The following is a 21,866-nucleotide window of genomic DNA, read 5'->3' as shown; positions in this document are numbered from 1 at the left end:
TTCGGGGGGAGGGGGGAGGGGGTCAGGGCTCGACGGTGACCTTGATGGCGGCACCGCGGCTGACGATGTCGATGCCGTCGAGGACGCCGGAGAGCGGGAGCCGGTGGGTGATCAGGTCGGCCACGGGGACCGATCCTTCGGCGATCAACCGCAGCGCCCGCGCGTTGTGGGCCGGGCTCGACCCGTTCGCGCCGACGATCGTCAGCTCCCTGTAGTGCACGAGGTTGGAGTCGCAGCGGATGATCGGGTCGTCCTTGGGCAGGCCGCCGAAGAAGCTGATCCGTCCCTGCCGCGCCGCGATCCGCAGCGCCTGCTCCTGGGCGGCTCCGGAGGCCGCGGCGGTGATGACGACGTCGGCACCCCGGCCCTCGGTCAGCTTGAGCACCTCCTCGGCGATGTCCTCGCCGTGCACGGCGGCGTCCGGCCGGACCAGGTCGGCGGCGAGAGCGAGCCGGTCGGCGTTGATGTCGGCGAGGAACACCCGGGCGGCACCCCGCGCGCGGGCCAGCCGTACGTGCAGGCAGCCGATCGGGCCTGAGCCGATGACGAGCACGTCGTCCCCGTCGCCGACCCGGGCCAGCTCCTGCCCGTTGAGCACGCAGGCGAGCGGTTCCGCCACCGACGCCTCGGCGAAGCTCACGCCGTCGGGGACGCGGTTGAGACCGTCGACGGCCAGGACCTTGGCCGGGACGACCATGTACTCGGCGAAGCCGCCGTCGTAGTGGTAGCCCATCGACTCCTGGTTCGGACAGACCGTCATCCGGCCGCGGCGGCACTCCCCGCACGTCCCGCAGGGGATGGCGGCGATCACCTGGACGCGGTCGCCGGGCGCCCAGCCGGGGACGTCGGTCTCGGTGACCTCCCCGGCGATCTCGTGGCCCATGACCCTGGGCGGCCTGATGTGGTGGTGCCCGTGTCTGAGGATCTTCGCGTCCGTGCCGCAGGTGGAGCAGGCGCGTACCCGGATCTTGACCTCTCCGCGTCCGGCGACGGGCTCGGGCGCGTCCTCGATGCGGATGTCGCCGGGCGCGTGGAATCGGGCGACCTTCACGTGGTCTCCTCTTCGGTGGGTTGTCCGTCGGATCGCAACAGGTGAACGACCTCCTCGACCCGGGTCGCCTCCCGCAGGGCGTGGACGCGGTCCGGATCGAGCAGGATCTGCGCCAGCTCGGAGAGCAGCTGTACGTGGCCGTCGCCCCGGGCGGCGATGCCGACGCAGACGACGACCCGCTCGCCGCCCCAGTCGACGCCGCCGGGGAAGCGCAGGACGCAGACGGCGTCGTGGTGGACGGCGTCCTTGGCGGCGAGCGTGCCGTGCGGGATGGCCACCCCCTCGCCGACGTAGGTGGAGATCGAACGCTCGCGCTCGATCATCGTCTCGACGTACGGCTCCTCGACCGCGCCGACGGCGACGAGGGCCCGCCCGCACTGGCGGATCGCGTCCTCGCGGTCCGCCGCGGAGGCGTCGAGCAGTACGGCGCGCGGGTCGAGGGGAAGCGGCGCCGGGTCAGCCATGCACCGTCCCGCCGTTCTTGATGGTGGTGACGAGCTTCGTGACCGCCGGGTCCCCGATGAAGATCGTGAAGGGGATGAGGACGGTGCCCGGCGCGGTCTTCCTGGCCCGGTCGGCGAGCCCCGAGTGGCAGACCACCACGTCGGCGTCGGCGGGGATCGAGTTGACCGGAGTGTGCTCGACCTCGATCCCGAGGCCCTTGAGCTGCTTGCGGAGCTGGCTGGCCAGCATCACGCTGCTGCCCATCCCCGCGTCGCAGGCCACGATGATCTTGCGGATGTCCGTGCTCTCGATGTCGGCCATGTCGGGTCACGCCTCCTGGGGTGCGGGTGTGGTCTCGGGTTCGGCGGAGGTTTCGAGGGCCTCGTCGCCCGCCTTCCTGCCGAAGCCGAGCAGTACGGCGGCGACGGCGAAGGACGCGGCGGTGGCGACGACGATGCCGGCGAGCACGCCGAACCAGCCGCCCTTGGGCGTCACCGCGAGGTACGCGAAGATGCTGCCGGGCGACGGCGTCGCGACCAGTCCGGCGCCGGTGACCATGAAGGTGAAGATCCCGGCCGCCCCACCGGCGATCACCGCGAGGATCAGCCGCGGCTTCATCAGCACGTACGGGAAGTAGATCTCGTGGATGCCGCCGAGGAAGTGGATGATCATGGCGGCGGGGGTGGACGGCCGCAGCGAGCGCGGGCCGAAGAACAGGTAGGCGAGGAGCAGACCGAGGCCGGGACCCGGGTTCGACTCCAGCATGAACAGGATCGACTTGCCGTGCTTGACCGCTTCCGCGACGCCGAGCGGCCCGAGGACGCCGTGGTTGATGGCGTTGTTGAGGAACAGCACCTTGGCGGGCTCGATCAGCACCGAGGCGAGCGGCAGCAGGCTGTTGCCGATGAGCCACTCGACGACATCGCCCGCGGCGTCGGTGACCACGCGGACGATCGGGCCGATGCCCCACATGCCGAGCAGGGCCATACCCGCGCCCGCGATGCCGGCGGTGAAGTTGTCCACCAGCATCTCGAAACCGGCCCGGGTGCGCTGCTGGACGAAGCCGTCCACCAGCTTGATGACGAAGGCGGCCAGCGGGCCGATGATCATCGCGCCGAGGAACATCGGGATGTCCGCGCCGACGACGACGCCCATGGTGGCCACCGCGCCGACGACCGCGCCGCGCTGGCCGTGGACCATGCGTCCGCCGGTGTAGCCGATGAGCACCGGCAGCAGGGCCTTGATGATGGGGTCGACGAGCTTGGCGAAGTCCTCGTTCGGCAGCCAGCCGGTGGGGATGAAGAGCGCGGTGATCAGGCCCCACGCGATGAACGCGCCGATGTTCGGCATGATCATGCCGGCGAGGTGGCCGCCGACGCGTTGGATGGTGGCCTTCACTCCCGTTCCGTAGACCGCGGGGGTGTATTCGGTCATGGGTGGTGCTCCTTCCAATGGGGGGTGAAGTGCTCCGCTTCAGTCCGTGGACCGCAGCGGTCGTCTCGGGTCCGGCGGGCCGACGCGCACCAGGTCGCGCCGGATGTCCCCGGGCGCGGGCATACGACTGCCGGGCATGCCGACGGCGGCTGTCCCCCAGGCCAGCGCCTCGACCAGGGCGCGCTCGCCCCTCGCCCCCGCTGCGAGGAAACCGGCCAGCATGGCGTCGCCCGCGCCGACCGTGCTCCTGGGTTCGGCCACGGGGCACTCGCCGTGCCAGATCCGGCCGTCCTGCAGGAGGACCGCCCCATCCGGCCCGACACTGGCCAGAACCGTGCCCGCGCCCATCGCGCGCAGCTTCTCCGCCGCCTCGATCACGTCGCCGAGGCAGCCGATCGTCGTCCCCGTCGCCTCGGCCAGCTCCTCCCGGTTCGGCTTGACCAGCGCGGGGCCCGCCGCCGCGGCGGCCGGCAGCGCCGGGCCGCTGGTGTCGACGGCCACGTTGATCCCCGCCTCGGCGAACCGGCGGCACAACCCGGCGTAGACGTCGAAGGGCACCCCCGGGGGCAGACTGCCGGACGCGACCACCCAGTCCGCCGTGTGCGCGGCCCCGAGGACCGCCTCCGCCACGGTCTCCAGTTCGACGGCGGACAGCGGGGTGCCCGGCTCGTTCACCTTCGTGCTGGTGCCGTCGGGCTCGGCCAGCGTGACGTTGGACCGGGTCGCCCCCGCGATCGGGACCGCGATCATGTCGATGCCCTCCTGCGAGAGGAGGTCCACGAGGTGGCGCCCCTCGTGGCCGCCGTACGGGACGACCGCGCAGGACCTGATCCGGTTGGCGAGCAGCGCGCGCGAGACGTTGACGCCCTTGCCGCCGGGGTCCAGCCGCGCCGTCGCCGCGCGGATGACGGCGCCCCGGTCCAGCGCCGCGATCTCGATCGTGCGGTCCAGGCTCGGGTTGAGCGTCAGCGTCAGGATCATGCGCGGACCACCTCGGGGCCCGACGCGGCGACGTCGGCGGCGACCGCCGGGTCCAGCCCGTCGTCGCTGATCACCATGTCGATCTCGGAGAGCGTGGCGAACCGGGTGAGGTAGACGCCGGAGAACTTGGTGTGGTCGGCCAGCACGACGCTGCGCTCCGCCGCGCCGATCATCGCCCGCTTGATCGCGGCCTCGGCCGGGTCGGGCGTCGTCAGCCCCTTGGCGACCGAGCAGCCGTTCGCGCCCATGAACGCCACGTCCACGTGGAGGTCGGCGAGCGGGCGCAGCGCCCAGTCGTCGACGGTGGCGAGGGTGCGGCCGCGCACCCGGCCGCCCAGCATGATCACGCTGAGGTTCGCCCGGGTCGCGAGCGACGTCGCGAGGGGCGGCGAGTTGACGATGACGGTGAGCTCGCGGTCGGCGGGAAGCGCCCGCGCCAGGCGGCCCGTCGTGGAGCCCGCGTCGATGATGATCGCGCCGTCCTCGGGCAGCTCGGCGAGAGCGGCCTTGGCGATGCGCTCCTTCTCCTCGGTCATCACCTCGTCCCTGGCGGCGAGCGCGGGTTCGAAACCCAGGCGCTCGACCGGGATGGCGCCGCCGTGCACCCGTCGCAGCACGCCGGCCCGCTCCAGGACGGTCAGGTCGCGGCGGATGGTCTCCGTGGTGACGGCGAACTCCTCCGCCAGCGTCAGCACGTCCACCCGGCCGATGGCCCGCGCGCGGCGCAGGATCTCCTGCTGCCGCTCCTCGGCGTACATGATGTTGATTCACCGCCGTTTCAATGTTGTTTCGTCTGTATTTATACCCACATATTGTGGATGTCAATGGGGTGCAACACGGCGGTGCGCCTCGCGGCGTGTCGCGGGATGACTGGCGAAAACCGGATGAACGTCGCATCCCCTCGCTAGACTTGCCGGTCATGATCACGTCCGGCGTGCCCCCCGCGCAGCCCCCGGTGCCACCTTCCGGGCCGCTTCCCGGGCCGCTTCCCGGGCCGCTTCCCGCGCGGCTCTCCGGCCGGGCCAGGTCGGTACGGCTGGCCGCCACGGGCCTGTGCGTGGCGCTGCTCGTCGTCGGCACGTTCTGGGGGGACGACGACGCCTTCCCCTTCGGCCCGTTCCGGATGTACTCCACCAGCACGCCGCCCAACGGGAACATCCACGTGATGGTCCTGAAGGCGCGCCTGCCCGACGGAAACTGGCGCGAGGTCCCGTTGGAGTCCGTGGTGGTGGGCGTGAACCGCGCCGAGGTCGAGGGGCAGGTCCCGCGCTTCCAGTCCCAGCCCGCGCTGGTCGGCCGGCTGGTCGAGGCCCACGACCGGCTCCGGCCGAACGAGCCCCGCTGGACCGGCGCCCGCCTGATCATGAGGTATCTCAAGCTGCGCGACCGCAGGTTCGTCGGCACCGAGGAGAAGGTGGTGGCCGAGTGGCTGCGCTAGCCCGCTGGTTCTTCGGCCCGGTGCCCCTGGCGCGGGTGGCGGTCTTCCGGATCGCCGCGTACCTGTTCATCCCGCTCGACCTGCTGGTGCTCCGCCCGCTCGGCTCGCACCACGCGTCGGCGACCGCGCTCTACAAGCCGCTCATCGTCGCCGACCTGCTGCACCTGCCGCGCCCGACCCCCGAGCTCATCGTGGTGGTCACCTGGACGCTGATTCCACTCGCGCTCGCCGCCGCCGCCCTCGCCCCCACCGGCAGGTGGCAGCGGCTCCTCGGCGCGGCGATCTTCCTGCTCTACTTCGAGCAGCTGATCATCAGTTTCTCGTTCGGGAAGGTCGACCACGACCGCATCGCGTACGTCGTGGCCCTCGCCGTGCTGCCCACTGTGGCGGGGGCTCGGCTGCGGGAGCGCGGCTCGGCCGAGTCGGCCGGCTGGGCGCTGCGCTGCGTGCAGATCGCCGTCGTGGCGACGTACTTCCTCTCGGCCTTCGCCAAACTGCGCTTCGGCGGCGTCGAATGGGTGAACAGCGCGACCCTCGTCCGCGCGGTGATGCGCCGCGGCACCGGGTTCGGCCGCCTGCTGCTCGACTATCCGTGGCTGCTGCACTGGTCCCAGTGGGGGATCATGCTGATGGAGCTGGGCTCACCCGTGGTCCTGTTCCTGCGCGGCCGGTGGCAGCGCGTCGCGGTCGGCGCCCTCGCCGGGTTCCACGTCGTCGTCTACGCCACCATCTCGATCATGTTCTGGCCGCACGTGCTGTGCCTGCTGCTCGCCTTCCTGCCGACGGAGCGCCTCGTCTCAGCCGCCGCGCCGGTCGGCGGGCAGGACGCACATGGGGGTGCCGCCGGGGAGGCGGTGCCTGTTGCCGGCAATCAGCCGGTAGACGCCGTGGGCCAGCCAGCGGAAGGGCGGGACGCGCAGGATCGCCCCCAGGGGTGACCAGGGCAGCCCCGCCGCGAGCAGGATCTTGGCGACGGCCTGCGCCCCGCCGTACACGCGGCCCCGGGTGTCCACCCAGAGCAGCTCGTACTCCGCGCGTTCCGGGGTCGTGCCCAGCGCCGCGAGATCGGTGAACTGCCAGGCCCTGATGCCGGCGGGCACGTCCATCCGCCGCTCGATGAAGCCCGCGGCGGTGGTGCAGAAACCGCAGTCCCCGTCATAGATGATTAACGATCTCTCCACGGTTCCCCATCATGCCTCAGCGCGACCGAGGGGGGAGGGGGTGGGCCCCTTTCCCGGTGGTTCACAGTGGAGGGAGGGCAAGCGTGCCGAGTGGACCCCGGAGGGACCATGACGACGACTGCGATCGCCGACTACGCGATGTTGTCCGACCGGCATTCGGCGGCGCTGGTGGCCAAGGACGGCACGATCGAGTGGTTGTGCATGCCCCGGTTCGACAGTCCCTCCATCTTCGCCGCGATGCTGGACGACGACGCGGGATCGTGGTCGATCCGCCCGTCGGGGCCGTACACCGTCTCCAGGCGTTACATGGACGCCACGCTGGTGCTGCAGACGATGTTCGAGACCGGGACGGGCACGCTGGTCCTCACCGACGCGCTGGCGACGGGGGCGGACGCGGACCCGCACCGGCTCGGCGCGTCCGCGCCACACCTGGTGCTCCGTTCGGCCACGTGCGTACGCGGGTCCGTCGAGGTGGACCTCCGCTACCGGCCGAGACCGGAGTACGGGCTGGTCACGCCGTTGATGTCCGTGCTGGACGGGGGCATCAGGTCGCGTGGCGGGTGCGGTCAGACCATCCTGTCCAGCCCGGTGGACCTCGTGATCACGAGGGAGGAGGCCACGGCGACGGTCGCCCTCGTGGCCGGTGAGGTGCTGCGGTTCGCCCTGCGCTGGGCCGCGCTGGACGAGCCGGAGCCCCAGGTGTGCGGCGCGGAGGAGATCGCCGCCGCGCTGGAGGCGACCCTGACCTCGTGGCGGTCCTGGTCGAAGGCGCACCAGAGATACGAGGGGCCCTACCTCGGCCTGGTACGCCACTCCGGGCGGATCCTGCAGGGCCTGAGCTACCAGCCCACCGGCGCGATCGTCGCGGCGGCCACCACGTCGTTGCCGGAGGAGCCGGGCGGGAAGCGCAACTGGGACTACCGGTACGCCTGGATCCGGGACGCGAGCTTCACCATGGACGCGTTGTGGGTCGCCGCCTGCCCCGACGAGGCGAGCGAGTTCTTCTCGTTCATGACGACGGCGGCCGCGGCGTACGAGCCCGGCCGGGCCCTCCAGATCATGTTCGGCATCGGCGGCGAGCGCGACCTCACCGAGCGAGAGCTGCCGCACCTGCGCGGCTGGCGGAACAGCTGGCCGGTGCGCACGGGCAACGCCGCGTGGCGCCAGCCCCAGATCGACGTCTACGGCGCGTTGCTCGGCGCGGCGTACCGGCTGGCCGACCAGCTTTCCTGGGGCGATTCGGACGAGCGCGGCTTCCTGGTCGCGCTGGCCGACGCCGCCGCCCACCAGTGGAGCCGCCCCGATCACGGCATCTGGGAGATCCGCGGCGCTCCCCGCCACTACGTGTACTCCAAGGTCATGTGCTGGGTGGCGGTGGACCGGGCGATCGCGCTCGCGGACCGGCTGGACGCGGCAGGTCACCTGCCGCGCTGGCGTCGGGCGAGGGACGATATCCGCCGGGCCGTCCTCGCCGACGGGTGGAGCGAGGAGGCGGGCGCCTTCACCCAGGCGTTCCATTCGCCGGACCTGGACGCGTCCGTGCTGATGATGCCGATCGTCGGGTTCCTGCCCGCGGACGACCCCCGGATGCTGGCGACCATCGACGCGGTCGCCAAGCGGCTCACCGGAGAGAACGGCCTCGTCTACCGCTATCGCAACGAGGACGGCCTGGAGGGCGGCGAGGGCACGTTCGTGCTCTGCACGTTCTGGCTGGCCCAGGCGCTCGCGCTGGCCGGACGCGTCGCGCAGGCGCGCGAGGTGTTCGAGACCGCGATCTCCTACGTCAACGACGTCGGCCTGCTGGCCGAGGAGATCGAGCCGGGCACCGGCGAGCAGCTCGGCAACTTCCCGCAGGCGTTCAGCCACATCGGCCTCATCAACGCCGCCTGGGCCATCGACGGAGCGTTGGCCGAGGAGCAGATCCTGTGCTGAGGAGCGGTCCTCTCTCGCCGTCCGGGTGGTCAGGCGAGGCACCGCAGGGCCATCGCGATCTCGGTGTCCAGCGGATGGTCCGCGGGCAGCCGCCCGACCGTCGCCTCGACGAACTCGGCGTACGGCAGGCGCGCGGTGGCCCCGTCGACCCGCACCTCGACGTGGTCGTCCGACGGCTCGGCCCGTACGGCCGCGCCCTGCTCGCGGAGCGTGAAGAGGCCGAACCGGACCCGCCACAGCGTGCGCGCCCCGGCCTCCTCCGCGGAGACCGGGGCGCCCACGTCGTCGCCGTGCGTGGCGTACTCGGAGCCGTAGTGGAAGGTCTGCAGGTCCACGGGGTACGGCCCGGCGGAGGTGGTGAGCGTCGCGTCGCGGCCGAGCGCCCGCATCCGCGCGCGCGTCTCGGCGTTCTGGCCGCGCCACTCCTCGAGCACGTCGCCGACCGGCCGGTCACGGCGCTGCCGGACGCACCAGTCGTTGAAGCTGTTGTAGCCCCCGCCGACGCCTTCCCGTTCCAGCATGGCGAAGAGCCCGTCGAGGTCCCCGTCCAGGCAGGCGTGGTTGTACAGCTCCTCCCCGGCGAGGTGGCCGAGGACGTCTCGAACGGACCAGCCCGCGCACCGGGACGGCCTGCGCCAGCCCTCGTCGTCGAGCGAAGAGAAGAAACGGTCCAGCCGAGCCGCCTCGGCGTCGAAGATGTCGAAAGGATCGAGGTCCTTCAGGAGTTCGGAATCGGTCATGTGACTCGACTACCCGAGGGCACCGGGCGGATATCACCGAGGCGCGCCCCCGTCGCCCGCGTCCCCGGCGGAAGGTCGTGTACGACCGATGGGTTTTCCGGGCGGGGCCGACTGGGAGTGCGCCCTCGGTGATCGGATCCGTCAGCGGGTGTGGGTGTTGCCGACGAACCGCTGCGTGTGACGCTTCGCGGCCGTCATGCCGGTCGACATGTTCGCGAGGCCCAGCAGCAGGATGATCGCGCCGACCACCACGTTGCTGACGATGACTCGGGTGATGTTGTTCGGGCCGCTGATCACCCACGGAGCGATGATCGTCCACACTCCGATGACGGGGGCGACCCAGGCGAGGCCGTACGTCCTGCCATACGCGGAGCTGTAGCCCAGCGCCAGCAGAGCGACCAGGATCCCGGTGATCAGGTTGTTGACCGTGATCCCGCTGAGACCCTGGAATCCGCAGATCCACGGCGAGATCGCCAGGTATATGCCGGCGACCAGCGTGAGCCCGTCCGTCAGCTGGGCCGTGGGATTCGCGGCTGCTGCCTCGTATCGGGCACGCATCTGCATGATGTCAGGATGCTGCCCGATGTCCGTGCTGTGCGACATGTTGCGCACCCCCTCCGGGGATGAGACGAACACCTACCGTTCTAAGTCCGCTACTTCCCCTGAATTCCGATTTATGCATTTAAGTCCGAGTGGACTTCCCGAGGGTTTCGGGGGCGGGTCACGATGCCGAGGGATCCGCCGCCGGATCCCTCGTCACCCCGGCGGACGGGGACGAGCGGGTCCCGGGCATGGCCCCACCGGGAGCCGTTCAATTCTTGACTCGGTCAATTAATCTGCCTACGGTACGGCGCATGCCACGCAGCGCTCCTCCGGCCCGGGCGCCGATCGGCAGCCCGGCGGCGGCCACGACGTCCCGTACGTCGTCGGCCGGATCGCCGGGCTGGTCGACGAGCTGCTCGGCGGGTCCGAGGACTACCGCGCGCGCACCCACTGCCTCGGGGTGTCTCTGTCCGGTGACGTCGACCGGATCTCGGGCCTGGTCCGCTTCGCGCCGGTCCTCGGCTGGCGGGACGTCGACCCGGCCGGACTTCTCGCGGACGCCACCGGCCTCGCCGTCACGCTGGAGAACGACGTCAAGGCGCTGACCGTCGCCGAGCACTGGTTCGGCGAGGGCGTGGGCGCCTCCTCGTTCGCGCTCGTCACGATGGGCTCGGGCATCGGCTGCGGCCTCGTCCTGGACGGTCGCCTGGTCACCGGGGCGTACGGCGTGGCGGGGGAGATCGCCGGACGGGCCGTCGGGCTCGCGCTCGCCGCCGTCGTGAACCTGGTGGGCCCCGAGCGGATCGTGGTGTCGGGGGACCGTTCGAGGAATGGGCGCGCGGCGCGGCCGCCGTGGCCCTGCGCAGCCTGTTCCCCGCCGGGCGTGGCCAATTCGATTCTTCGGTAAGTTAATTCGGCCGGTCGGTTTCACCTAGTTTCAGGCGACGCCGAGGCGGTCCGCCCCCGCCTCCGTGGTGTCCGGAGTGCGGCCGGAGGCCGGGACCGGCGAGGCGACCTGCGTGAATATCCACTCGTCCTGATGGGGCGCGAGATTTCAGGCGATTTTCGAGGATTGGCCCGAAACAATCTTGAGGTTATCAATTCACATACATGAGGAATGTGCCGTATCTTTACTGTGGGAGCGCTCCCACGGTGAAGGAGGCGCACGTGGTTCTTCCCTTCGTGATGGCGCCGCTGAATGCGGCGTCGATGCGCACGGCAGAGTGCCTGCTGCCCGCGGCGGGCCCCAGCGTGGGCGACGCCCGGGCGCTGGTCCGGCGCGAGCTCCGCTCCTGGGGCGCGGACCCGATGATCGACGACTGCGCGCTCATCGTCAGCGAGCTGGTCACCAACGTCGTACGGCACGGCGGCAGCGCCTTCACGCTCCGCCTCGCCGGACACGGCACCCTGGTCTGCGGCGAGATCTTCGATCCCGGCGAGGGCGTGCCCCGGCCCCGGGTCTCCGGGCCGGACGCGACCGACGGGCGGGGGTTGTTCATCGTCGGGCAACTCGCCGACGACTGGGGCGTCACGCCGGGCCGCTACGGCAAGACCGTCTGGTTCGTCATCGGAGCCGCCCTCCAGGACCGACGCCGGGCCCGGCCGTTCCCGAGCCATCCCCGGCAGGCCCGGCCCCGGGCCACCACCGCACCGGCGGAGGTCAGGGTCGCCGTGGGGTGACCTCGGACCGCTCCCGGGCCGCGTGCCGGGCCAGCGCCTCCGCCGCGATCTCCGCCGGCGTCCGGCGCGAGGTGTCCGCGGTCAGGTCGGACACCTCCAGGAAGTAGGCCAGCCGCCGCCCGCGCTGCTCGGCCAGCATCTCCACCAGGTCCGGCAGGAAACGCGGCCGGTGCGTCCCCGAACGCATCCGCTCCGCCAGCACCTCGGGCGGGCCGTCCAGGAACACCACGAAGGCCGCCGCCAGCGCCTTCCTCGACTCCGCGTTCTCGACGGTGCTCGCCGCCGCCGCGATCACCGGGAGACGGTCGTCCGCGAGAGCCTCCCGCAGCAGCGCCGCCTCACGGGCGTGCAACTCCGGCGCGCCGAACTCCGCCGCCAGCTCGGCCGCGGTCCTGCCGTACCGCTCGCGGAGGTCCTCGTCGCTGTCGCGTACCGGCCGGCCGAGCGCCTCGGACAACAGCCGGGCCACCGTGCTCTTGCCGGCTCCCATGAGCCCCACCACGACGATCGGTATGTCGGTCACGTGAACCTTCCTTCCGCGCGCGGCGATGTTTGAGATCTGTCGGGGGGTTAGGAGTCGACGGTGAGGAGCGACATGCCGCGACCGTCACCGGCGGCACCGTTCTCATCATGATCGCCGCCGGAGACGGACGCCAGGGGCACGTCCCCGGAAAGGAAAAGGAGAGCCGCACGCATGCCAGGTCGCGAGGAACTGCCGTCCACCCTGGAGCGCTCGCCCAAGGGCGCGCAGGAAACGTGGATCAAGGCCCACGACTCCGCCGTCAAGACATACGGCGAGGGCCAGCGGGCCCACCGGACCGCGTACTCCGCGCTCAAGCACTCCTACGAGAAGGTGGGCGACCACTGGGAGAAGAAGGCGAAGCGGGGGCCGTCCGACGCGCAGGCGAGGAAGAGCACGCCCAAGCCGGGAAAGACCGCCGAGGGAGTGGACACGACCGCGTCCAAGTACCACCTCTACGAGACGGCCGCCCGCCTCGACGTCAGGGGCAGGTCGAAGATGTCGAAGGGTGAGCTGGTCGACGCGATCGAGAAGGCCAACCGCCGCGCGACCGCGCGAGCGCGGGAACGCTGACCGGACTTCCCGGCACCGGCCACCCCGGCGGTGGACACCCGGAGGCGTCAGCCTCGCGATTTCGGCCCGAGACCGAGCCGCCGCTGGCGGCGTATCGCGAGGTAGATGTCGAAGATCACGATGATCGCGACGAATCCGGCCGCGGCGAGTACCCACCAGACCCGGGTCAGCGCGCCGGTGAGGGCGACACCGAAGCACAGCACCAGGATGAACGCGCCGATCAGAATGTGGATGACGTCCCGCGGTGTCGCGGGCACGCGGGGGATCCCCTTGGGGGACTCCTGCTCCGGCGTCACGCGGGGTTCCTTGGGAAAGCTACGGGGTTCCTCGGACATGCGGCCCACCTACCCTCTGATCCGGTTCACTATCGCCCTCGCGTTGACGGCCACCACCAGCACGTCACCGAGCCGCGCCGCCTCGTCCAGGCAGGCCACGTGCCCCCGGTGCGGCACGTCGAAGCTGCCGTTATGGTCCGCCTCCTGAGCCATCCGCTCGGTGCGTCCCCGCAGCCAGGAGTCGAGCATCACGTCTCCGACGACCACGGCCGTCAGATCACCGAATCGGGCGACGATGTCTTCGGTCATGAGAAGCGGCTACCCGCCGGAGCGGAGTGAAAACTGTGCGAAATCGGGATAAAGCGCGCGAAATGGATTGGGTTTGGGCGGATGTCGCCCGGGTAGCCGCGTCCAGGTGTCCCAGCCTGTGCCGGAAGCAGACGCGCCCGACGTCGAGATCCCATGACGAACCTCCTCGTCGACGGCGTCGACCAGATCGCGGTGCTCCGGGCCAATGCCCTGGGCGACTTCCTGCTCGCCCTGCCCGCACTGGAGGCGCTGAAGCGGGCCTATCCCGCCGCGCGGCTGACCCTGCTCGGACGCGATTGGCACGCGCGGTTCCTCCGGGGCCGTCCCGGACCGGTGGACGACGTCGTCGCGCTGCCCCCCATCTCCGGGGTCTCGGCGCCGCCCGGAACCGGGCCCGCGCCGGATCGCCTGTACGACGAGCTGAACGGGCGGTTCGACCTCGCGCTGCAGATGCACGGGGGAGGCCGCGACTCCAACCCGTTCCTCCGGCGGCTCGGCGCCCGACTCACGGCCGGACTGCGCACGCCGGACGCCGAGCCGCTCGACCGGTGGGTGCCGTACATCCCCTACCAGCACGAGACGCTGCGCTATCTGGAGGTGGCCCGGCTGGTCGGCGCCGACGGCCACGCCCTGGAACCCCGGGTGGCGGTCACCCGGACGGACTGGGCCGAACTGAGCCGGGTGGCCGGCTCGCTGCCGCGCGGTGTGATCGCCGTCCATCCGGGGGCGAACGACGAACGCCGGCGGTGGCCGCCCGAGCGGTTCGCCACCGTCGCCGACCGGCTCGGCCGTCCCGTCGTCGTGACCGGGACGGAACCGGAACGCGACCTGGTCGAACGGGTCGTGCGGGCGATGCGGCGGCCGGCCACGCCGATGATCGGCGAGCTGTCGATCGGCGGGCTCGCCGCCCTCTACGCGGCCTGTGACCTGCTGGTATCCAACGACACCGGGCCGCGCCACCTGGCCGCCGCCACCGGTACGCCCACCGTCGGGATCTTCTGGTGCCGCAACCTGGTCACCACCGGGCCGCTCTCCCGCAGCCACCACCGGCCGCTGATCTCGTGGACCGTCGCCTGCCCGATCTGCGGCACCGGGGTGATCGGCCCGTACGGCGAGACGTGCGCGCACCGCGCGTCGTGGGTGGGCGACGTCACCGTCGACGAGGTGCTCGACCAGGCCGTGGACCTGCTGGGGTGGCGTTGAGACGGGGGATACGACCGGCCTGGCCCCGCTGATGACTAAACCCCAAGTTTCACCACAGATCGGATGGGCAGGCGGATAGTCCTATCGGAGGGGGAATCCATGGACGCGCCGCACTATGTCGCGGCCCGCGTACAGCGGGCGCTGGCGGAGGACGAGCGGACCGTCGAACTGGGAATCCGGGTCGACGTGCGGGGGAGCCAGATCTTCCTCCGCGGCCGGGTCAGCGCTCCGGAGCGGCGCCTCCTGATCGAGGACGTCGCCCGTGAGGCCGCGCCGGGTCTCTCGGTGCACAACGAGATCACGCTGGTGGAGGTCCGTGAACCCGGAGAGGAGGAACATCTGTGACGCAGACGCGAATCGCGGCCGTGGCGGACATCCACATGGGGGAGGACCTGCGCGGGCACTTCCGGCCGAAGCTCCACGGCATCGAACATCGGGCCGACGTCCTGCTGGTGGGCGGCGACCTGACGAGGCACGGCACCGTGGCCGAGGGGCGGGTGGTCGCCGACGAGCTCCGCGGTCTGCCGATCCCCGTGATCGCGGTGCTCGGCAACCACGACTACCACTCGGACGCGGAGCAGGCGATCACCTCGATCATGCGCGACGCGGGGGTGACCGTACTCGACGACGAGGCGACCGTGATGTCCCTGAACGGCGCCACGCTCGGCGTGGTCGGCGGCAAGGGCTTCGGCGGGGGTTTCGCCGGGAAGTGCGCGAGCGAGTTCGGCGAGCCGGAGACCAAGGCGTTCGTCCGGCACACCAGGCAGATCGCCGACCGCTGGCGGCAGGCGCTCCACGGCCTGGACACCGATCACCGGATCGTGCTGAGCCACTACTCGCCGGTCAAGGACACCCTCATGGGGGAGCCCACGGAGATCTATCCGTTCCTCGGCAGCTATCTGCTCGCCGAGGCGGCCGACGAGGAGGGCGCCGACCTGATCGTGCACGGTCACGCGCATCTCGGGACGGAGAAGGGGCTCACTCCCGGCGGGATCCAGGTGCGGAACGTCGCCGTTCCCGTCATCGGCAGCGCGTACACGGTGTACAGCATGAACGCCGCCTGACCCGCGTTCTCCCGTGGTCAGCCCGCCGTCCGCGGATTTCCACGCGGTTTTCCAGTGGGCACGGGGCGGCGGCCGGAGTCCCCGGCCGCCGTCGTCCCGCACTCGATCAGCCGCTCGATCGGCTATGGGTGGAAGATGCTGACGCCGCCGGGGCCCACAAGGAACCCGATGACGATGAGGACGATCCCCCAGAGGATGTCCCGCCGGGCGAGAATCACGTAGATTCCCGAAATAACCAGTACAACGGCGATGAGCCAGAGCAGAGTAGCCATGAAAATCCACTGCCCGAGCAATTCGCTGGTTAACTCCCGGTCTTCGCCGAATTTGTGTCGCGATTAGCGCGGGGCGGCGTTTGACCAGCCCCGTTCGGGCAGGTGGCGGCTATGACCATGTTCGGATATTTCCTCTCAAGTGAGGAACACGACCCGAAAGAACTCGTACGGCAGGCGAAGCTCGCCGAACAGGCCGGATTCGAAGGACTGTGGATCTCCGACCATTACCACCCCTGGTTGGACGTGCAGGGGCAGAGTTCCTTCGTCTGGTCGGTCATCGGCGCGCTTTCCGAGGTCACGTCGCTCCCGGTGACGACCGCTGTGACGTGCCCGATCATCCGCATCCATCCGGCGATCATCGCCCAGGCCGCCGCGACCGCCCAGGTCATGCTCGACGGCAGGTTCCGGTTCGGAGTCGGTACGGGCGAGGCGCTCAACGAGCACATCCTCGGGGACCAGTGGCCGCCCGCCTCGGAACGGCGGCGGATGCTGGGGGAGGCGATCGAGATCATCCGGAGGCTGTGGCGCGGCGGACTGGTGAGCTTCCACGGCGAGTTCTACGAGGTGGACACCGCGCGCCTCTACACGCTGCCGGAGCGTCCGCCGCCGATCTACATCTCCGGGCTGGGGCCGAAGTCCGCCGAGCTCGCCGGCCGGATCGGCGACGGGTACATCTCCACGGAGCCCACCCCGGAGCTGATCGAGGTGTTCCACCGGGCCGGCGGCCAGGGCAAGCCGACGGCGGCCGGGATCAAGGTGTGCTGGTCGCGGGACGAGACCCGGGCCCGCCGCAACGTCCACCGGCTGTGGCCCACGAACGGCATCCCCGGCGAGGCGTCCCAGTTGTTGCCGTTGCCCCGCCACTTCGAGCAACTTTCCCAGCTCGTGACGGAGGAATCGGTCGCGGACCGGATCGCCTGCGGCCCCTCACCCGAGGCGCACATCGCGGCGATCCGCCAGTACGTCGGGGCGGGGTACGACGAGGTCTACATCCAGCAGGTCGGGCCCGAGCAGGACGGGTTCTTCTCCTTCTACGCCGAGGAGGTCCTGCCCCGCTGCCGGACCGCGCAGGCCGTACGGTGACGGGGGAATCCGCCGCGCGGCGGGGAGACCGTGACGGCCGTCATCGTCGCCCCCGCGAGGCGGGTCAGGCGCGGCGCGAAGACCATTCCCGCCGCGTACGCGCCGGCCACCCACTGCGAGAGGCAGAACGGGCAGCTCACCAGCTCGCCGACGGCGTGCCGCAGTCCGGTTCCCCTGACCTCCTCCTCCAGCTCGGACGGGCCGGAGACTCCGACATACTTTGTAAAGGGCGCGCGGAGGGGGCTCAGGACGGTGTCCTTGGCGAGCGTCCGCGACATGCGATGGGTGAACAGGCCCATCAACGCCAGGTCCAGCGGGCCGATCCTCTCGGGCGCCCCGCGGCCGGTCAGCTTCGCCACGACCGTCAGCGCGCCCACGGCACCGCCGTACACCGCGAGGATCCGGCCGTACGACGCCAGCGGACGATCGGCCCCGCCTTCGTACTCCTGTGCGGTTTCTTTAAGCGTTTCGGTCATTGAGGGCGCCTACCCGGGATTGTTTGTACCGAACTCTCAGGGGCAGACGAGGTGGGTGGGCAGTCATACTCACGCCGTCACGGACGCCATTCTCGACACCCTCAAGCGCGCCGGCGCGGGCCTGCGCGACGCCGGGGTGCGCTTCGCGCTGGCCGGCGGCTGCGCCGGGTACGCCAGGGGAGCGGCGCCCTCGCTGCACGACGTCGACTTCGCGCTCGTCGAGGAGGACGTCGTGCTGGCGCTCAAGACCCTGGAGGACATCGGGTTCCGCACCGTCAAGCCGCCGGAGGACTGGCTGGTCAAGGCGTACGACGAGAGTGGTGTGCTGGTCGATCTGATCTTCTCGCTGGCCAACAGGCCGGTCACCGAGGAGATGATCGCCCGAGCTGATCTGATCAACGTCGCGGCGCTCAACCTGAAGGTCCTTGAGGCGACCGACCTGGTGATCTCCTGGATCATGCCGATGTCGGAGCACAGTTGCGACTACGGAGCGATGCTGCCCATGGTCCGGGCCATGCGCGAGCAGGTCGACTGGAACCGGGTGGCCGCCGTGGTGGCGCCGTCGCCGTACGCGTCGACGTTCGTGACGTTGCTCGAGCGGCTGGACGTCATCCGCCCGGTGACGCCCCCGCTGACCGGAGACCCCTGGCCGTAGTCCAGGATTTCACGGCACCCTGGTCAGGAGACGAGGGCCGCGCCTTCGGTGGCACGGCCCTCGTCTCGCGTCTTCACCTGGGGATCAGGTGGGGGTGGGGATCATGGCGCGTAGGGGAAGCGCCCGTAGTAGTCGCCGATCCTGTCGCGGTACGCCGACTCCTTGAACGCCGACTCGTCGAACTCGGGGGCGTTCTTGATCTCCTGCTTGGTCCTGCTGACGAAGACCTTCTTCTCCTGCGGGTCGATCAGCGTGACCACGCCGGCCGGCAGCAGGACCTGCTTGCCGAAGATCCACGGGCCGGTGTCGACGACGACATAACTCTCGCCGACCTCGTAGGTGGCGTCGTCCACGGATCCGATCCTTCCGTCCGTGGCCTCCACGTCGTAACCCGCGACGTCGAGGTCCTGTCCGGTGCCGTCCAGGCTGTCCCGGTACGACCAGAGATCCGGTGTCATATGTTCGTCTCCCTTCGTTGCGGGCCCACCTACCCGAGGAGACGGCCCGAAACGTTCATGTCCGAGTTCGCCGGATCACGGCAGCCGGTATGGCCCGGCCGAGGTGCACGAAGTACCTCAAACCTTCGCTAGGCTTATGGAGTCGGGCGCCGCTAGCTCAGTTGGTTAGAGCAGCTGACTCTTAATCAGCGGGTCCGGGGTTCGAGTCCCTGGCGGCGCACGTGCAAGAAAGCCCAGGTCGGCACATCCGACCTGGGCTTTCTTCATTTGGTGACCAACCTGATGGCGTCGATGACCAGTGGCCCCGCCGGGGCGCCGGACCTCCTGGGCGCTGTCACGTCCGGGGAATCGCCACTCCCTTGATCCGGCTCGCCGGCAGTACGGCCGCCAGCACCGCAAGCGCGAAGCAGAGGGCGATCACCCCGGTGACCGGCTGCCAGGGCACGTCGATGTCGGCGGACCCACCCAGTTGCACCAGCGCGGCATATAGCCCGAGTAGCCCGAGCGCGGTGGCGACGGCGGCCAGGACCGCACCCACAGCCACCACCAGCAGCGCCTCGGCCATGACGTATCGCAGGATCTGGGGCGTGGTGGCGCCGAGCAGGCGCAGGGCGCCGCGTTCGGGCGCCCTGTCGGAGGCCGCCATCAGCAGCGTGTTGACCAGCGCGATCACGGTATAGCTGAGCATGATGCCGAGCACGGCCAGCAGGCCGAGGCGGCTGGCGGACGCGCTACGGTCAGTGGCGCCGGCAGCCCAGGCGTCCCTGGTCACCGCGCGCGCGTTGTGCCCCTCAGTGGCCCGTTCCAACGCCTTCTGGACCTCGGTGACGGAGGCGCCGGGGCGCAGCTTCACGTACGCGGCCGAGGGCAGGGCGGAGAAGGCGTGCGCCTGGGTGACGTAGGAGTCCGCGGCGGAGTCGGCGGCGAGGAGCGCGACGACCTTGAAGGTGGCCTGGCTGCCGTCGGCCCGCCAGAGCTTCACTCGCTGTCCAAGGTCGAGCTCCCATGTGGTGGAGACCGCGATTGTGTCATCGCGCAGCTGCGTGAGCGTTCCCGCGGTCACGGGCACCGACAGGGCGGTCGTGAGCGTGGCCGGGTTCACGGCCTCGGCGGGCCGTTCGATGAGTTGGGTGCCCGCGCCTTCGAGCGTGTAGAGGTTGGTCGAGGTCGTGGTGGTGACGTCGGCGGCGGGGATGGAGCGCAGGCGTTCCACGAGTTGTCGGTCCAGCCCTGCGGTGCCGGTGGGCAGCACGAGGTAGTCGGCGCGTACGGGTGTGGTCTGCATCGCGGACTTGGTGGCGTCGGTCATCGCGGTGGCGCCGAGCAGGGTCGCGGCCAGGGCCACGGTGACCAGGACCGGCGCCGCCGTGGCGGCGGTACGCCTGGTTGAGGCGATGGCTCCGGCGGGGACCACGAGGCCGCCCGCGCCGCGCAGCCGTCCGAGCGGGGCGGCGAGCAGGTTCGTGACCGGCCGGACGAAGACGGGGGCGAGCAGCCCGACGCCGGCGATGAGCAGCATGACGATGGGCATGAACGTCTTGTTGTTGGTGGCGCCGACTGGGTCGGTGGCGGCGTTGACCGCCATGCTGATGACCGCGGTGGCGAGCAGGCCGCCTCCGGCGAGCGAGCGCCCGATCGTCATGGCCTTCGGCTCCAGTGCCGCCTCGCGCAGCGCCTCCGCCGGCCGCACCCGGCCCGCCCGCCGGGCGGCGACGACCACGCCGAGTACGGCCACCAGCACTCCCGTGCCGAAAGCCACGTAGGAGGGCGCCGAGGACGTGGAGGGCACCAGCCAGGTGGGCGCCATCCCGAGCGCGCTCAGCCGGCCCAGGATCGGCCGGGTGGCCAGCGGACCGATCAGCGCGCCGAGCGCGGAGGCGGTGATCGCGACCAGGAGCGCCTCGCCGTACACCATGCGGCTGACCTGGCCTGCGGTCGCGCCGATGGTACGGAGCAGGGCGAACTCGCGCTGTCGCTGCCCGACCGCGAAGGCGAACGTGGAGGAGACGACGAAGACGGCGATGAACGCTGCGAACGCGGCGGCGATGCCGGCGATCGTGTTGGCGTTGTTGCGTGCCTGCTCGTCGGCCTCGCGGGACGGGTCGAGCAGCGCCCGGTCCTGGCCGGTCAGCACCTTGACCTTGCTCGAGACCGCGGGGGTTCGTCCGGCGGTCTCGGACGCGGTGGCCGTGCCCAGGGCGGCGCGGACCTCGGCGGCAGGGCGCGCCAGGGCCAGCGCGTCGATCCGCGGCGACAGCTCGGCGGCCCGCGGGTCGGTGAAGAACACGCAGTGCTGCGGCACCGCCGAGGCAAGCCCCACCACCCGGTACGTCTGGGCTCCCGTCGCGGTCACCACCTGGACGCGCTGGCCGACCTGGGCACCGCCGGTGACCACGATCTCGTCGTCGGCAGCGGGTGCCCTTCCCGAGGACAACCGCTGCGGCGCCGTACGGGCGGCGGACCAGGGTCGGCCGACGGCCGGCGGGCCGCCGGCGAGCTGCGCGGGGAAGACCCGGTCCACCACGGCCCCGGGCAGGCGGTCGGCCAGCTCGGGCGCGAGCCCCTGTGGCTCGGCCATCGGAGCGCTGCTCTCCCCCAGCCGGTTCTTCACGCTGAGGCGCTCGTCGGGCGCGACCACGACGGGCGCGGCAGCGTACCGCTGCGGAGCCTGGCCGGGTGAGGAGATGCTGGAGGCCAGCACCTGACCGAGCGCGGCCATCAGGGCCGCGCCGAGCGCCAGGGCGACGAAGGTGCCGGCGAAAGACAGCCATCGGGTGCGCAGCGTGGACCAGGCGATCCTCAGCACGACGCCTCCAACTGCAACATCCGGGTGGCGACCAGCTCGGCGCTGGGGTCGTGCAGTTCCCCGTACACCCGGCCGTCGGCCAGGAAGACCACGCGGTCGGCGTAGGCGGCTGCCACCGGGTCGTGGGTGACCATGATGATCGTCTGCGCCTGCCTGTCGACCAGGTCGCGCATCAGGCGCAGCACGTCGCGGCTGGTGTTCGCGTCCAGGGCACCGGTGGGCTCGTCGGCGAACAGCACGGCCGGTCGGGTGACCAGGGCGCGGGCGATGGCGACGCGCTGTTGCTGGCCGCCGGACATTTCAGCGGGCCGGTGATTCATGCGCTCGGCCAGGCCCACCGCCGCCAGCCCTCGGCGCACCGCCTGGGGGTCGGGCCGGCGGCCGGCCAGGCGCAGCGGCAGGGCGACGTTGTGAGCGGCCGTGAGTGACGGCAGCAGGTTGAAGGACTGGAACACGAACCCGATCCGGTCGCGCCGCAGCAGCGTCAACTTCCTGTCGCTGAGCGTCGCCAGATCCCGGCCGTCCACGAGCACCTGCCCCGAGCTCGGCCGATCGAGCCCGGCGGCGCACTGCAGCATCGTCGACTTGCCCGATCCTGATGGCCCCATCACGGCGGTGAACGTGCCGGCGCCGAAGCCGATCGACACGTCATCGAGCGCCGTGACGCCGTGAACGTAGTGTTTGGTGACCGAGATCAGGTCGACCGCTGGTGTGGGAGTCATGGCAGACGACGCTATGGAGGTCGGCC

Annotated in this window: 28 protein-coding genes and 1 tRNA gene; 11 read left to right on the top strand and 18 right to left on the bottom strand. The window is 70.9% G+C overall.

What is annotated here, in order from left to right:
- Positions 1–22: 22 nt before the first annotated feature.
- Genes IMZ11_RS03445 through IMZ11_RS03420 form a run of 6 tightly spaced genes read right to left on the bottom strand, consistent with a single transcriptional unit; the run spans position 23 to position 4,668 of the window.
- Positions 23–1,051, bottom strand: a complete 1,029-nt coding sequence (locus tag IMZ11_RS03445) for a zinc-dependent dehydrogenase (RefSeq protein WP_228637442.1) — start codon at positions 1,049–1,051, stop codon at positions 23–25.
- Entirely contained in the window at positions 1,048–1,515 is a 468-nt protein-coding gene (locus tag IMZ11_RS03440; RefSeq protein ID WP_228637441.1) for a PTS sugar transporter subunit IIA, read from the bottom strand. Before IMZ11_RS03440 ends, IMZ11_RS03445 begins: the two co-directional genes overlap by 4 nt.
- A complete protein-coding gene (locus IMZ11_RS03435) occupies positions 1,508–1,816 on the bottom strand; it encodes a PTS lactose transporter subunit IIB (protein WP_228637440.1) in 309 nt (102 codons plus the stop codon). Before IMZ11_RS03435 ends, IMZ11_RS03440 begins: the two co-directional genes overlap by 8 nt.
- 6 nt (positions 1,817–1,822) lie before the next feature.
- Positions 1,823–2,929, bottom strand: coding sequence for a PTS mannitol transporter subunit IICB (mtlA, locus tag IMZ11_RS03430; protein ID WP_228637439.1), 1,107 nt, complete (start codon positions 2,927–2,929; stop codon positions 1,823–1,825).
- Positions 2,930–2,968: 39 nt separating this feature from the next.
- Positions 2,969–3,910, bottom strand: a complete 942-nt coding sequence (gene pfkB, locus IMZ11_RS03425) for a 1-phosphofructokinase (protein ID WP_228637438.1) — start codon at positions 3,908–3,910, stop codon at positions 2,969–2,971.
- Positions 3,907–4,668 carry a DeoR/GlpR family DNA-binding transcription regulator gene (locus IMZ11_RS03420; protein WP_061253575.1) on the bottom strand — a complete coding sequence of 254 codons (762 nt, stop codon included), beginning with the start codon at positions 4,666–4,668 and terminating at the stop codon, positions 3,907–3,909. The genes pfkB and IMZ11_RS03420 overlap by 4 nt, the downstream gene beginning before the upstream one ends.
- A 161-nt stretch (positions 4,669–4,829) precedes the next feature.
- Between IMZ11_RS03420 and IMZ11_RS03415 the strand changes: the two genes are divergently transcribed.
- On the top strand, positions 4,830–5,348 hold the full coding sequence (locus IMZ11_RS03415; protein WP_228637437.1) for a hypothetical protein: 519 nt from the start codon (positions 4,830–4,832) through the stop codon (positions 5,346–5,348).
- Between the two features lie 797 nt (positions 5,349–6,145).
- On the opposite strand, the gene IMZ11_RS03410 is transcribed toward IMZ11_RS03415, so the two are convergent.
- On the bottom strand, positions 6,146–6,529 hold the full coding sequence (locus IMZ11_RS03410; protein WP_228637436.1) for a thiol-disulfide oxidoreductase DCC family protein: 384 nt from the start codon (positions 6,527–6,529) through the stop codon (positions 6,146–6,148).
- A 108-nt stretch (positions 6,530–6,637) separates the two neighbouring features.
- Between IMZ11_RS03410 and IMZ11_RS03405 the strand changes: the two genes are divergently transcribed.
- A complete protein-coding gene (locus IMZ11_RS03405; RefSeq protein WP_228637435.1) occupies positions 6,638–8,461 on the top strand; it encodes a glycoside hydrolase family 15 protein in 1,824 nt (607 codons plus the stop codon).
- Between the two features lie 29 nt (positions 8,462–8,490).
- Here IMZ11_RS03405 and IMZ11_RS03400 read toward each other — a convergent pair whose 3' ends face one another.
- The 3 genes from IMZ11_RS03400 to IMZ11_RS03390 all read right to left on the bottom strand — a co-directional run bounded on the left by IMZ11_RS03400 (position 8,491) and on the right by IMZ11_RS03390 (position 10,195).
- On the bottom strand, positions 8,491–9,201 hold the full coding sequence (locus IMZ11_RS03400) for a maleylpyruvate isomerase family mycothiol-dependent enzyme (protein ID WP_228637434.1): 711 nt from the start codon (positions 9,199–9,201) through the stop codon (positions 8,491–8,493).
- A 141-nt stretch (positions 9,202–9,342) separates the two neighbouring features.
- The gene (locus IMZ11_RS03395; RefSeq protein ID WP_228637433.1) at positions 9,343–9,804 is read right to left on the bottom strand and encodes an SPW repeat protein; all 462 of its coding nucleotides are present in this window, start codon (positions 9,802–9,804) and stop codon (positions 9,343–9,345) included.
- Positions 9,805–10,012: 208 nt separating this feature from the next.
- On the bottom strand, positions 10,013–10,195 hold the full coding sequence (locus IMZ11_RS03390) for a hypothetical protein (RefSeq protein ID WP_228637432.1): 183 nt from the start codon (positions 10,193–10,195) through the stop codon (positions 10,013–10,015).
- Between the two features lie 9 nt (positions 10,196–10,204).
- On the opposite strand from IMZ11_RS03390, the gene IMZ11_RS03385 reads away from it, so the two are divergent.
- Complete coding sequence (locus IMZ11_RS03385; protein WP_308066736.1) at positions 10,205–10,651, top strand: ROK family protein; 447 nt, start codon at positions 10,205–10,207, stop codon at positions 10,649–10,651.
- Between the two features lie 260 nt (positions 10,652–10,911).
- Positions 10,912–11,424, top strand: coding sequence for an ATP-binding protein (locus tag IMZ11_RS03380; protein WP_228637431.1), 513 nt, complete (start codon positions 10,912–10,914; stop codon positions 11,422–11,424).
- Here the strand turns inward: IMZ11_RS03380 and IMZ11_RS03375 are convergent.
- On the bottom strand, positions 11,405–11,947 hold the full coding sequence (locus tag IMZ11_RS03375; RefSeq protein WP_308066735.1) for a shikimate kinase: 543 nt from the start codon (positions 11,945–11,947) through the stop codon (positions 11,405–11,407). The genes IMZ11_RS03380 and IMZ11_RS03375 overlap by 20 nt on opposite strands.
- A gap of 171 nt (positions 11,948–12,118) precedes the next feature.
- Between IMZ11_RS03375 and IMZ11_RS03370 the strand changes: the two genes are divergently transcribed.
- A complete protein-coding gene (locus IMZ11_RS03370; RefSeq protein WP_228637430.1) occupies positions 12,119–12,517 on the top strand; it encodes a ChaB family protein in 399 nt (132 codons plus the stop codon).
- Positions 12,518–12,564: 47 nt separating this feature from the next.
- Here IMZ11_RS03370 and IMZ11_RS03365 read toward each other — a convergent pair whose 3' ends face one another.
- A complete protein-coding gene (locus IMZ11_RS03365) occupies positions 12,565–12,852 on the bottom strand; it encodes a hypothetical protein (RefSeq protein ID WP_228637429.1) in 288 nt (95 codons plus the stop codon).
- Between the two features lie 9 nt (positions 12,853–12,861).
- Complete coding sequence (locus IMZ11_RS03360; protein WP_228637428.1) at positions 12,862–13,101, bottom strand: adenylyltransferase/cytidyltransferase family protein; 240 nt, start codon at positions 13,099–13,101, stop codon at positions 12,862–12,864.
- Positions 13,102–13,254: 153 nt separating this feature from the next.
- Between IMZ11_RS03360 and IMZ11_RS03355 the strand changes: the two genes are divergently transcribed.
- The 3 genes from IMZ11_RS03355 (at position 13,255) to IMZ11_RS03345 (ending at position 15,368) form a co-directional block, all read left to right on the top strand.
- Entirely contained in the window at positions 13,255–14,304 is a 1,050-nt protein-coding gene (locus IMZ11_RS03355; protein ID WP_228637427.1) for a glycosyltransferase family 9 protein, read from the top strand.
- 99 nt (positions 14,305–14,403) lie between these two features.
- A complete protein-coding gene (locus IMZ11_RS03350; protein WP_061253587.1) occupies positions 14,404–14,649 on the top strand; it encodes a BON domain-containing protein in 246 nt (81 codons plus the stop codon).
- On the top strand, positions 14,646–15,368 hold the full coding sequence (locus IMZ11_RS03345; protein WP_228637426.1) for a metallophosphoesterase: 723 nt from the start codon (positions 14,646–14,648) through the stop codon (positions 15,366–15,368). Before IMZ11_RS03350 ends, IMZ11_RS03345 begins: the two co-directional genes overlap by 4 nt.
- Before the next feature lie 122 nt (positions 15,369–15,490).
- Here the strand turns inward: IMZ11_RS03345 and IMZ11_RS03340 are convergent, their stop codons facing one another.
- Positions 15,491–15,640 (bottom strand): GPGG-motif small membrane protein, encoded by a 150-nt coding sequence (locus IMZ11_RS03340; protein ID WP_228637425.1) that lies wholly within the window; start codon positions 15,638–15,640, stop codon positions 15,491–15,493.
- A 111-nt stretch (positions 15,641–15,751) separates the two neighbouring features.
- On the opposite strand from IMZ11_RS03340, the gene IMZ11_RS03335 reads away from it, so the two are divergent.
- The gene (locus IMZ11_RS03335; RefSeq protein ID WP_228637424.1) at positions 15,752–16,723 is read left to right on the top strand and encodes a TIGR03557 family F420-dependent LLM class oxidoreductase; all 972 of its coding nucleotides are present in this window, start codon (positions 15,752–15,754) and stop codon (positions 16,721–16,723) included.
- Here the strand turns inward: IMZ11_RS03335 and IMZ11_RS03330 are convergent.
- Positions 16,672–17,199: a DUF1360 domain-containing protein gene (locus IMZ11_RS03330; protein WP_228637423.1), complete on the bottom strand. Its 528-nt coding sequence runs from the start codon at positions 17,197–17,199 to the stop codon at positions 16,672–16,674. The two genes, IMZ11_RS03335 and IMZ11_RS03330, sit on opposite strands and share 52 nt — an antisense overlap.
- A gap of 55 nt (positions 17,200–17,254) precedes the next feature.
- Here IMZ11_RS03330 and IMZ11_RS03325 point away from each other — a divergent pair, with 55 nt between their 5' ends.
- Positions 17,255–17,854 (top strand): nucleotidyltransferase, encoded by a 600-nt coding sequence (locus IMZ11_RS03325; RefSeq protein ID WP_228637422.1) that lies wholly within the window; start codon positions 17,255–17,257, stop codon positions 17,852–17,854.
- Between the two features lie 101 nt (positions 17,855–17,955).
- Here IMZ11_RS03325 and IMZ11_RS03320 read toward each other — a convergent pair whose 3' ends face one another.
- Entirely contained in the window at positions 17,956–18,312 is a 357-nt protein-coding gene (locus IMZ11_RS03320) for a PRC-barrel domain containing protein (protein WP_228637421.1), read from the bottom strand.
- Positions 18,313–18,458: 146 nt separating this feature from the next.
- Between IMZ11_RS03320 and IMZ11_RS03315 the strand changes: the two genes are divergently transcribed.
- Positions 18,459–18,532: transfer RNA gene (locus IMZ11_RS03315), tRNA-Lys, on the top strand.
- Positions 18,533–18,646: 114 nt separating this feature from the next.
- Here the strand turns inward: IMZ11_RS03315 and IMZ11_RS03310 are convergent.
- Together IMZ11_RS03310 and IMZ11_RS03305 are read right to left on the bottom strand one after the other, a co-directional pair.
- Positions 18,647–21,118 carry an ABC transporter permease gene (locus tag IMZ11_RS03310; RefSeq protein ID WP_228637420.1) on the bottom strand — a complete coding sequence of 824 codons (2,472 nt, stop codon included), beginning with the start codon at positions 21,116–21,118 and terminating at the stop codon, positions 18,647–18,649.
- Entirely contained in the window at positions 21,112–21,840 is a 729-nt protein-coding gene (locus IMZ11_RS03305) for an ABC transporter ATP-binding protein (RefSeq protein WP_228637419.1), read from the bottom strand. Before IMZ11_RS03305 ends, IMZ11_RS03310 begins: the two co-directional genes overlap by 7 nt.
- Between the last annotated feature and the right edge of the window lie 26 nt (positions 21,841–21,866).

Origin of the sequence: Microtetraspora sp. AC03309, assembly GCF_020826795.1 — a bacterium.
Classification (GTDB): domain Bacteria; phylum Actinomycetota; class Actinomycetes; order Streptosporangiales; family Streptosporangiaceae; genus Microtetraspora; species Microtetraspora glauca.
Note: the sequence above shows the minus strand (reverse complement) of the source record. Positions and strands in the feature narration are given on the sequence as shown.

Coding starts and splice junctions, on each gene's coding strand:
- IMZ11_RS03440 (WP_228637441.1), bottom strand. CDS start 1,515: ATGGCTGACCCGGCGCCGCTTCCCCTCGACCCGCGCGCCGTACTGCTC.
- IMZ11_RS03435 (WP_228637440.1), bottom strand. CDS start 1,816: ATGGCCGACATCGAGAGCACGGACATCCGCAAGATCATCGTGGCCTGC.
- mtlA (WP_228637439.1), bottom strand. CDS start 2,929: ATGACCGAATACACCCCCGCGGTCTACGGAACGGGAGTGAAGGCCACC.
- pfkB (WP_228637438.1), bottom strand. CDS start 3,910: ATGATCCTGACGCTGACGCTCAACCCGAGCCTGGACCGCACGATCGAG.
- IMZ11_RS03420 (WP_061253575.1), bottom strand. CDS start 4,668: ATGTACGCCGAGGAGCGGCAGCAGGAGATCCTGCGCCGCGCGCGGGCC.
- IMZ11_RS03415 (WP_228637437.1), top strand. CDS start 4,830: ATGATCACGTCCGGCGTGCCCCCCGCGCAGCCCCCGGTGCCACCTTCC.
- IMZ11_RS03405 (WP_228637435.1), top strand. CDS start 6,638: ATGACGACGACTGCGATCGCCGACTACGCGATGTTGTCCGACCGGCAT.
- IMZ11_RS03400 (WP_228637434.1), bottom strand. CDS start 9,201: ATGACCGATTCCGAACTCCTGAAGGACCTCGATCCTTTCGACATCTTC.
- IMZ11_RS03395 (WP_228637433.1), bottom strand. CDS start 9,804: ATGTCGCACAGCACGGACATCGGGCAGCATCCTGACATCATGCAGATG.
- IMZ11_RS03370 (WP_228637430.1), top strand. CDS start 12,119: ATGCCAGGTCGCGAGGAACTGCCGTCCACCCTGGAGCGCTCGCCCAAG.
- IMZ11_RS03365 (WP_228637429.1), bottom strand. CDS start 12,852: ATGTCCGAGGAACCCCGTAGCTTTCCCAAGGAACCCCGCGTGACGCCG.
- IMZ11_RS03360 (WP_228637428.1), bottom strand. CDS start 13,101: ATGACCGAAGACATCGTCGCCCGATTCGGTGATCTGACGGCCGTGGTC.
- IMZ11_RS03355 (WP_228637427.1), top strand. CDS start 13,255: ATGACGAACCTCCTCGTCGACGGCGTCGACCAGATCGCGGTGCTCCGG.
- IMZ11_RS03350 (WP_061253587.1), top strand. CDS start 14,404: ATGGACGCGCCGCACTATGTCGCGGCCCGCGTACAGCGGGCGCTGGCG.
- IMZ11_RS03340 (WP_228637425.1), bottom strand. CDS start 15,640: ATGGCTACTCTGCTCTGGCTCATCGCCGTTGTACTGGTTATTTCGGGA.
- IMZ11_RS03335 (WP_228637424.1), top strand. CDS start 15,752: ATGACCATGTTCGGATATTTCCTCTCAAGTGAGGAACACGACCCGAAA.
- IMZ11_RS03330 (WP_228637423.1), bottom strand. CDS start 17,199: ATGACCGAAACGCTTAAAGAAACCGCACAGGAGTACGAAGGCGGGGCC.
- IMZ11_RS03320 (WP_228637421.1), bottom strand. CDS start 18,312: ATGACACCGGATCTCTGGTCGTACCGGGACAGCCTGGACGGCACCGGA.
- IMZ11_RS03305 (WP_228637419.1), bottom strand. CDS start 21,840: ATGACTCCCACACCAGCGGTCGACCTGATCTCGGTCACCAAACACTAC.